Below are 8544 nucleotides of genomic sequence, written 5' to 3'. Positions count from 1 at the left end.
CCCGCCTCGAGCCTGGCGGTCCGACGAGTTCGCGTCGTGCGAACGTCGCACGGGTCCGCGCGTGTCGGGCCCGGCCCGCCCGATGGGATGCGGCCCGGCTCTGGACTCGGACGCGCGCGGGGCGCCGCTCAGTCGAGGCTGTCGTCGCGCCACAGGTGGGCGCAGGCGACGAGGTCGACCCCGAGTTCGCTGAAGCGCAGCGCGCGGCGCGTGAGTTCGCCGGCGCGATCGGACCCGGCGGCGTCCTGGTCGTCGGCGACCGAGGTGGCGCCGGCGGCGGCGAGGCGGCAGAACGCGGCACCTCGCTCGAGCGCGATGGCGAAGTCCCCGACGAAGACACCGCGGAGGATCAGGTCGGCGAGTTCGAGGATCTCTTCCGGGCTGGCCGGGGCCGGGGCGCCCGCGACCACCGGGTCGATCGTGGTGGCGACCTCGACCCCCCGCTCGAAGAGCTGGGTGACCTCGACGGGGTTCTGCCGGATGACGGCCCGTACCAGGTAGATGCGCCAGAGAGCACCGGGCAGGCTGTGCGGGCTGGCCCGGGCCCACAACTCGGCGACCGCGTCGATGCCGTGCTGGTCGGTGAACGTGACGAGCCGGTCGAGGATCTCGGGGCTCGGGTCGTGCTTGACGCGGGCGACGAGGGCCGAGGCCGACTCGTGGGCGACGCGGTTCATCGTCGCGGGATCGTCTCCGCCCTGGAAGGCTTCGAACTCGGACCCCGAGAACTGGGTCGGGCGGTGGAATGGTCTCGGCACCGGACCCACGATAGGCGCGACCACCGACACCGAGCCGAGCGTTCGCCCACGGCATCACGGTCGACACGACGTCGATGCCGACTCCGCCGAGGAGGCGCGGGTCGGCCTGGCGAGCAGGAGGCGCGGCATCCCGTAAAGTGGACGCGCACGGGCCTCTAGCTCAGTTGGTAGAGCATCGGACTTTTAATCCGCGGGTCGTGGGTTCGAGCCCCACGGGGCCCACCTGTATCCGTCGCAGTCCCTGCGACGTTCGACGTCGTCCGGCCTCCGAGCCCGCGTCCAGTGACTCGGCCTCCGAGCCCGCGTTCCGGTGACTTCAGAGGCCGTACCCTGCCGCCCGGGGAAGGCGGGGCCGACGTCGCACCCGAATGCGGCGGCCCCACCACGAGAGACCGAACCCGAATCCTGTCCCCCGATTTCAGGTGGGTCCCACCCACCTGGCATGCGCAGAACATACGCCCTGAAGACGTCACGTGTCGGCTCTTCTGTCGAGGACGAGAGAAAGCGCCCCTCCGGTTCGGGCCGGGAGGGGCGCTCGGCCTCCTCGCGACAGGTGTCGGACAAGCCGACGGTGTCGTTACGGGGTACGCCAGGGTTACGGGACCCTGGGGAGACAGCAGTGGACGCTACGCTCACCGGAACCGGCCGATCCCAGGTTCGCGCAATCCGGACAGTGCGCTCGCCGCGCCTCCTCGGTGAGGGCCACTAGACGCCGACCGCCCGGTACCTTACACCCCAGCTGCCCGTCCACGTCTCGCCCGGGTCGAGCCACCGCAGCCCCTCCCCCGAGGCCAGTGCGTTGGCCGGTGCCGTCATCGGCTCGGCGGCCACCGCCAACCCCTTCACCCCGTCGCGGGGGAAGTTGCGGGGCGTGAACACCTGCACGTACTCGAACGACGGGTCTTGCCAGAGCTCGGTCGCCGAACCGTCGGGGGCGGTGAACGTCGTCGTGCGGATGCCGTCGGCGTCGGGCGTGACGTCGCGGTAGCCCGTATCGAGGTCGAGGTCACCCAGGCGCGGGCCCTGCGACAGGTCGAACTCGGTACCGGCCACGGGTGACGTGCCGACCGGGATGCTCGCCTCGTCCGTCTCGTACCGCGTCGCCGCCGCGAGCGTGACGGTCAACGTCGCCGGATCGTGGTCGCCCACCCGGAAGAACGGGTGCGACCCGACGGCGAACGGGGCCCGGTCGGGGCCGACGTTCGTGATCGTGTGCGTGACGACCATGCCGTCGACGACGAGTTCGTGCCTCACCGTCGTGTCGAGCTGGAACGGGTACCCGTGCTGCGGGAACACCGTCGCCCCGAGCGTCACGGCGTGGGGCTCGCGCTCGACCACCCGGTAGGCCGTGTAGCGCAGCAGCCCGTGGCTGGCGTTGCCCTTGGCCGGCTCGGTGAGGTCGAGCTGCTGCTCGCGCCCGTCGAGCGTCCAGCGTCCGCCGGCGACGCGATTCGGCCAGGGCACGAGGGTGATGCCACAGGCCGAGGGCGGCGCCTCGTCGGCGCCGAACGTCTCGGTCAGGGCGACGCCGTCGACGGCCAGCGCGCGGATGCCCGCCGCCACCTGCGTGACGACACCCGTGACGCGGTGCCCGTCGTGCTCGAGGGTGAGGTCGTACTGCTCTCCGGTCGGGTTGCTCGTCGTCATCGTTCCAGTCTCGCTCTCGGGTGTCGGTGGCGTCCGGGATCTCGGGCGGCCCCTGACGAGGGACCACGGACTCAGGGACGTGAGGGGGCCGGGTCGTGAGGAGGCGCGTCGACCTCGCCCGCGCCTCCTGCGGTCACGACGGCGAGGCCGGCCCGACGCAGCTCGGCGACGGCGGCGGCGTCGGCACCCGCCGTGACGAGCCCCTCGAAGGTGTCGAGCGGCCCGATGACGCCCAGGTGGGCCTCGCCGAGCTTGCTGCCGTCGGCCACGATGTACGACCGGCGGGCCGTCTGGGTCATGAGGCGCTTGAGGTCGGTCTCGGGCAGGTTGACGTTCGTCACGCCGTGGCTCGCGTGGACGCCGGTGCAGCCGATGAACGCCAGGTCGGCCGTCACGCTCGCGAACACGCTCGTCGCCAACGGGTTGACCAGCGAGTGCTGCAGCGGTCGCAAGGTGCCGCCCGACACGATCACCGTGAAGCGCGGCACCGCCTGCTCGAGCGCCAGCGCGATGGTGAGGCCGTTCGTCACGACCACGACCCCCTCGAGGTCGTGCCGCTCGAGCAGGGCCAGCGCGATCTGCGTGGTCGTCGTGCCGACGTCGAGCACGACGCAGTCGCCCGAGCGCACGAGCGACGCGGCCTCGACCCCGATCGCCCTCTTGGCCTCGGTCGAGACCGAGCTCTCTTCTTCGAACGGTCGCTCGGCCGGCCGATCGACCGACAGCGCCCCGCCGTGGACCCGCGAGAGCAGGCCGTCGGCCGCGAGGCTCTCGAGATCGGTGCGGATCGTCACCTCGGACAGCCGGAACTCGCGCGCCAGCTCGGCCGTGCGGACGAACCCGCGACGCCCGACGAGGTCGGCGATGCGGTCGCGACGCCGCTCGCCCGGCAGCGGTTCGGGCCTCGGCACCGGGGGCGGGATCGAGTTGCCGTTCACCCGGCCAGTTTCGTATGCTTTCACGTACTTTCGCAACTGCAAGTCGTGGTCGCGAGTGCCCCGAACTGAAGGAGGCGCGATGTCGTCCATCACGAAACGCGCGACGGTCCTGTCCGACGGTCGCGAACTCATCTACTTCGACGACGCCGACACCACGCTCACGGCCGAGCGACGCGTCGACGCCCGCACGCTCGACCCGCGTCCCGACACGGCGACCATGCGTCAGGACGTCCTCACCGGCGAGTGGGTCTCGATCGCCGCCTCACGGCAGAACCGCGTGTTCCTGCCCCCGGCCGAACTCGATCCGCTGGCGCCGGCCAGCGAGACGAACCCGTCCGAGATCCCCGACGTCTACGACGTCGCGGTGTTCGAGAACCGCTCGCCGTCGTTCGGGCCGCTGCTCGAGAGCGACGACGCCCCCGAGGGCCTCGACGACCTGACCCGCATCGGCCTCGAACGCACCCTGCGCAGCGTCGGCCGGTGCGAGGTCGTCTGCTTCAGCCCCGAGACCCACGGGTCGTTCGCCGACCTGAGCGAGTCCCGCGCCCGCACGGTGGTCGAGGCCTGGGCCGACCGCACGGCCGCCCTGTCGGCCCTGCCCGGCATCCAGCAGGTGTTCCCGTTCGAGAACCGCGGCCAGGCCATCGGCGTCACCCTGCACCACCCGCACGGTCAGATCTACGCCTACCCCTACGTCACGCCGCGCACCACGCGGCTGCTCGACAGCATCGAGACCTACGGGCCGACCCTGTTCACCGACCTGCTCGACCGCGAGCGCTCCGGCCCGCGCGTCGTCCTCGCGGGCGAGCACTTCACGGCCTTCGTGCCGTTCGCCGCGCGCTGGCCGGTCGAGATCCACCTGCTGCCGCACCGCCACGCGCCCGACTTCGCGGCGCTGACCGACGACGAACGCGACGAGCTCGCGGTCATGTACCGGCGCCTCCTGCGTGGTGTCGACGGCCTGTACGACGACCCGACGCCCTACATCGCCGCCTGGCACCAGGCCCCCGTCGGCGTCGGCCGCGACACCGTACGCCTGATGCTGCAGATCACCTCGCCTCGTCGGGCCGAGAGCAAGTTGAAGTTCCTGGCAGGCTCCGAGGCGGCGATGGGAGCCTGGGTGGGCGACCTCGTCCCCGAGGTGCAGGCCGACCGAATCCGAGAGGCGATCGAGCGATCATGACCGACACCACCACTCCCCAGGGCTTCCGCGAGGTCTTCGACACCGAGGTCGCCGGCCGCTGGTCCGCACCGGGCCGCGTGAACCTCATCGGCGAACACACCGACTACAACGACGGCTTCGTGCTGCCTTTCGCCATCGACCGCCGCACCACCGTCACCGTCGGGCGCCGCGACGACCGCCTGCTGCGCGTGGCGTCGTCGTTCGAGGGCGGCGTGCACGAGGTGTCGCTCGACGACCTCGACCCGGCCTCGATGTCGGGTTGGTCGGCGTACGCCCTCGGCATCGCCTGGGCACTGTCGGTCGCACACGACCGCGCCGACTCACCCTCGTTCTCGGCCGCCGGCGGCGACCTCTCGACCGTCGACCTGTCGGGCGTGCCGGGCCTCGACCTGTTCGTCGAGTCCGAGGTGCCGGTCGGCGCCGGGCTCTCGTCGTCCGCCGCACTCGAGTGCTCGGTGGCCGTGGCCCTCGCCGAGCTCTGGTCGCTCGACGTCAACCGCTCGGCCCTGGCCGCCGTCGGACAACTCGCCGAGAACGAGGTCGTCGGCGCCCCGACGGGCATCATGGACCAGTCCGCGTCACTGCTCGGCAAGGCCGACTCGGGGGTGTTCCTGGACTGCCGCAGCCTCGACGCCGACGTCGTCGACCTCGGCTTCGCCACCGCCGGCCTCGAGGTGCTCGTCGTCGACACCCACGTCGAGCACGCCCACGCCACCGGCGGCTACGTCGAGCGCCGCGCGTCGTGCGAGAAGGGCGCCGCCGCCCTCGGCGTCGACTCCCTGCGCGACCTCGACGCCGACGACCTGGCTCGGGCCGAAGAACTGCTCGACGACGAGACCTTCCGTCGCGTCCGTCACGTCGTCACCGAGAACCAGCGCGTGCTCGACACCGTCCGCACGCTGCGAACCGACGGCCCGCGCGCGATCGGCCACCTGCTCGACGCCTCGCACGTGTCGATGCGCGACGACTTCGAGATCTCGGTGCCCGAGCTCGACCTCGCCGTCGCCACCGCTCAGGCCACCGGTGCCGTCGGCGCCCGCATGACGGGTGGCGGTTTCGGCGGATCGGCCATCGCGCTCGTCCCCTCCGAGGCTCGTGCCGACGTCGAGGCCGCGATCATCGCCGCCTTCGCCGAGGCCGGCCACACGGCCCCGACCGTGTTCACGGTGCACGCCGCCGAGGGCGCCCGCCGCGACGCCTGACGCCTGCGGCCTGCGGCCGGGCTGCAGGGCGGCCGGGCGGCCTCACCGCCCCTGCCTCACCCCGTGGCCGGCCGCGTCGGACGGAGCACCACGAGATGGGCACAGCACCAGGAGAAAGCCTGGCGTTGTGCCCATCTTCTGGCGTGGTGGGTGCAGCGGCATCACACCCCGCCACGAGATAAACACACCGCCATGCGATTGCGTGGCGGGTTGTGTACCTCGTGGCGGGATGAGGGCGCGACCCCGGCACGGCATCACGGCACGGGCACAGCACCACGAGACGGGCACAGCACCACGAGACGGGCACAGCACCACGAGATGGGCACAGCACCAGGAGAAAGCCTGGCGTTGTGTCCATCTTCTGGCGTGGTGGGTGCAGCGGCATCACACCCCGCCACGAGATAAACACGCCGCCATGCCATTGCGTGGCGGCGTGTTTACTTCGTGGCGGGGTGAGGGCGCGCCCCCGGCACAGCACCACGAGACGGGCACAGCACCACGGGTGACGCGGGGCGTCAGGGGCGCTCGGCGGCCTCGACCACGTTCTTCAGCAGCATGGCCCGGGTCATCGGCCCGACCCCTCCCGGCACGGGCGACTGGAAGCCCGCGACCGCGGCGACCGCGGGGTCGACGTCTCCGCGGAGCTTGTACTTGCCCGTCTCCTCGTTGAGCACACGGGTGATGCCGACGTCGATCACGGCGGCCCCGGGCTTCACCCAGTCCGGCTTGACCAGCCCCGCGACTCCCGCGGCGGCCACGACGATGTCGGCCCGACGTACCTCGGCGGCCACGTCGACCGTCCGGGAGTGCGTCAGCGTCGCCGTCGCCTCGAGGCGGGTCAGCAGCAGCCCGAGCGGCCGCCCGACCGTCAGCCCCTGCCCGATGATCGTGACGTGCGTCCCCGCGATCGGGATGTCGTAGGCGTGCAGCATCTCGACGATGCCGCGCGGCGTGCACGGCAGGGGCGTGTCGATCGAGCCCTTGCCACCCGGCACCGCCAGCACGAGCTCGCCGAGGTTGACCGGGTGCAGGCCGTCGGCGTCCTTGGCCGGGTCCATCAGTTCGAGCATCGCCGTGGGGTCGATGCCGGCGGGCAACGGCAGCTGGATGATGAACGCCGTGACCGCGGGGTCGGCGTTCATCGTCTCGACGGCCCGTCGGATCTCGGCCTCGGTCGCCGTGTCGGGCAGGTCGATGCGGATGGACTCGATGCCGACCTCGGCGCAGTCACGGTGCTTGCCCGCGACGTACGACAAGGAGCCGGGGTTCGCCCCGACCAGGATCGTGCCGAGCCCCGGCGCGATTCCACGGGCCTTGAGGGCGTCCACCCGGAGACGCAGGTCGCCCTTGACGGCGGCGGCCAGAGCCGTCCCGTCGATCTTGACCGCGGACGAGTCGTCACCGGCGACGAAACGGGTGCGCTGGACGCCCACCGTGCCGTGTGACGAGTCCTCGACCCCGACGCCCGCCGGAGCCCCGGCCGCGACGTCAGCGCTCACGCGTAGAGCGGGAACGCGTCGGTCAGCGCCTTGACGCGGGCCGCAAGGGCCTCGATGTCGGGCGACGGCATCAGCGTGAGCGCGATGATGTCGGCGACCTCGGCGAACTCGTCGTCCGAGAAGCCGCGGGTGGCGAGCGCCGACGTGCCGATGCGCACGCCCGAGGTGACCATCGGCGGGCGAGGGTCCCACGGCACCGAGTTGCGGTTCACCGTGATGCCGACGTCGTGCAGCAGGTTCTCGGCCTGCTTGCCGTCGACCTCGCTGGCCCGCAGGTCGACGAGCACGAGGTGCACGTCGGTGCCACCGGTCAGCACGTCCACCCCGGCGGCCTTGGCGTCGTCGGCGGTCAGACGGGCGGCGAGGGCCTGGGCGCCCCGGATGGTGCGCTCTTGGCGGTCCTTGAACTCGGGCTCGGCGGCGAGCTTGAACGCCGTCGCCTTGGCCGCGATGACGTGCATCAGCGGGCCGCCCTGCTGGCCGGGGAACACGGCCGAGTTGAGCTTCTTGAACAGCGGCTCGTGGTTCGAGAGGATCACGCCCGAGCGGGGACCCGCGAGGGTCTTGTGCACCGTCGACGAGACGACGTGCGCGTGCGGCAGCGGCGACGGGTGCAGGCCCGCGGCGACGAGGCCGGCGAAGTGCGCCATGTCGACCCAGAGGTAGGCGCCCACCTCGTCGGCGATGGCGCGGAAGGCCGCGAAGTCGAGCTGGCGGGGGTAGGCCGACCAGCCGGCGATGATGACCTTGGGCTGGTGCTCGATCGCCTGGCGACGGACGACGTCCATGTCGATCAGGTAGGTCTCGGGGTCGACCTCGTAGGCCACGGCCTTGTACATCTTGCCCGAGAAGTTGAGCTTCATGCCGTGGGTCAGGTGACCGCCGTGCGACAGCTCGAGGCCGAGGATCGTGTCGCCGATGTCGGCGATCGCGGCGAGCACGGCAGCGTTCGCCTGGGCGCCCGAGTGGGGCTGCACGTTGGCGAACTCGGCGCCGAACAGCGACTTGGCACGCTCGATCGCGAGGTTCTCGGCGACGTCGACGAACTCGCAGCCGCCGTAGTAGCGGCGACCCGGGTAGCCCTCGGCGTACTTGTTCGTCAGCACCGAGCCCTGCGACTCGAGCACGGCGCGCGGCACGAAGTTCTCGGACGCGATCATCTCGAGGTAGTCACGCTGGCGCCCGAGCTCTTGCTCGAGGACGGCGGCGATCTCGGGGTCGACGACCGAGAGCGGCTGGTTGAAGGTCGACGGCTGGCGGTCGGTCGACTCGGCGGACGAGGCACCGGTCTGGGCGGCGGTCTGGTCGGAGATGGTC

Annotated in this window: 7 protein-coding genes and 1 tRNA gene; 3 read left to right on the top strand and 5 right to left on the bottom strand. The window is 71.7% G+C overall.

The features are described 5' to 3' along the window. Window positions 1-128 precede the first annotated feature (128 nt). Window positions 129-758, bottom strand: a complete 630-nt coding sequence (locus ASE87_RS11990) for a hypothetical protein (protein ID WP_043597263.1) — start codon at window positions 756-758, stop codon at window positions 129-131. 149 nt (window positions 759-907) lie between these two features. On the opposite strand from ASE87_RS11990, the gene ASE87_RS11985 reads away from it, so the two are divergent. Next, window positions 908-980 (top strand) — tRNA-Lys (locus ASE87_RS11985). 483 nt (window positions 981-1463) lie between these two features. Here ASE87_RS11985 and ASE87_RS11980 read toward each other — a convergent pair. After that, a complete protein-coding gene (locus tag ASE87_RS11980; RefSeq protein ID WP_056228748.1) occupies window positions 1464-2405 on the bottom strand; it encodes an aldose 1-epimerase family protein in 942 nt (313 codons plus the stop codon). Between the two features lie 71 nt (window positions 2406-2476). Continuing rightward, window positions 2477-3343, bottom strand: coding sequence for a DeoR/GlpR family DNA-binding transcription regulator (locus ASE87_RS11975; protein WP_235472290.1), 867 nt, complete (start codon window positions 3341-3343; stop codon window positions 2477-2479). A 79-nt stretch (window positions 3344-3422) separates the two neighbouring features. Between ASE87_RS11975 and galT the strand changes: the two genes are divergently transcribed. Together galT and galK are read left to right on the top strand one after the other, a co-directional pair. Beyond that, window positions 3423-4526, top strand: a complete 1104-nt coding sequence (gene galT, locus ASE87_RS11970; RefSeq protein WP_056228745.1) for a galactose-1-phosphate uridylyltransferase — start codon at window positions 3423-3425, stop codon at window positions 4524-4526. Beyond that, the gene (gene galK, locus ASE87_RS11965) at window positions 4523-5728 is read left to right on the top strand and encodes a galactokinase (protein WP_056228742.1); all 1206 of its coding nucleotides are present in this window, start codon (window positions 4523-4525) and stop codon (window positions 5726-5728) included. Before galT ends, galK begins: the two co-directional genes overlap by 4 nt. Before the next feature lie 515 nt (window positions 5729-6243). Here the strand turns inward: galK and ASE87_RS11960 are convergent. After that, window positions 6244-7161 carry a bifunctional methylenetetrahydrofolate dehydrogenase/methenyltetrahydrofolate cyclohydrolase gene (locus tag ASE87_RS11960; protein ID WP_056229586.1) on the bottom strand — a complete coding sequence of 306 codons (918 nt, stop codon included), beginning with the start codon at window positions 7159-7161 and terminating at the stop codon, window positions 6244-6246. A gap of 62 nt (window positions 7162-7223) precedes the next feature. Then, window positions 7224-8540 (bottom strand): serine hydroxymethyltransferase, encoded by a 1317-nt coding sequence (gene glyA, locus ASE87_RS11955; protein ID WP_200925485.1) that lies wholly within the window; start codon window positions 8538-8540, stop codon window positions 7224-7226. Window positions 8541-8544 lie beyond the last annotated feature (4 nt).

This window comes from Frigoribacterium sp. Leaf44, assembly GCF_001421865.1.
GTDB lineage: Bacteria > Actinomycetota > Actinomycetes > Actinomycetales > Microbacteriaceae > Frigoribacterium.
This window is presented reverse-complemented; position numbering and strand designations above follow the sequence as displayed.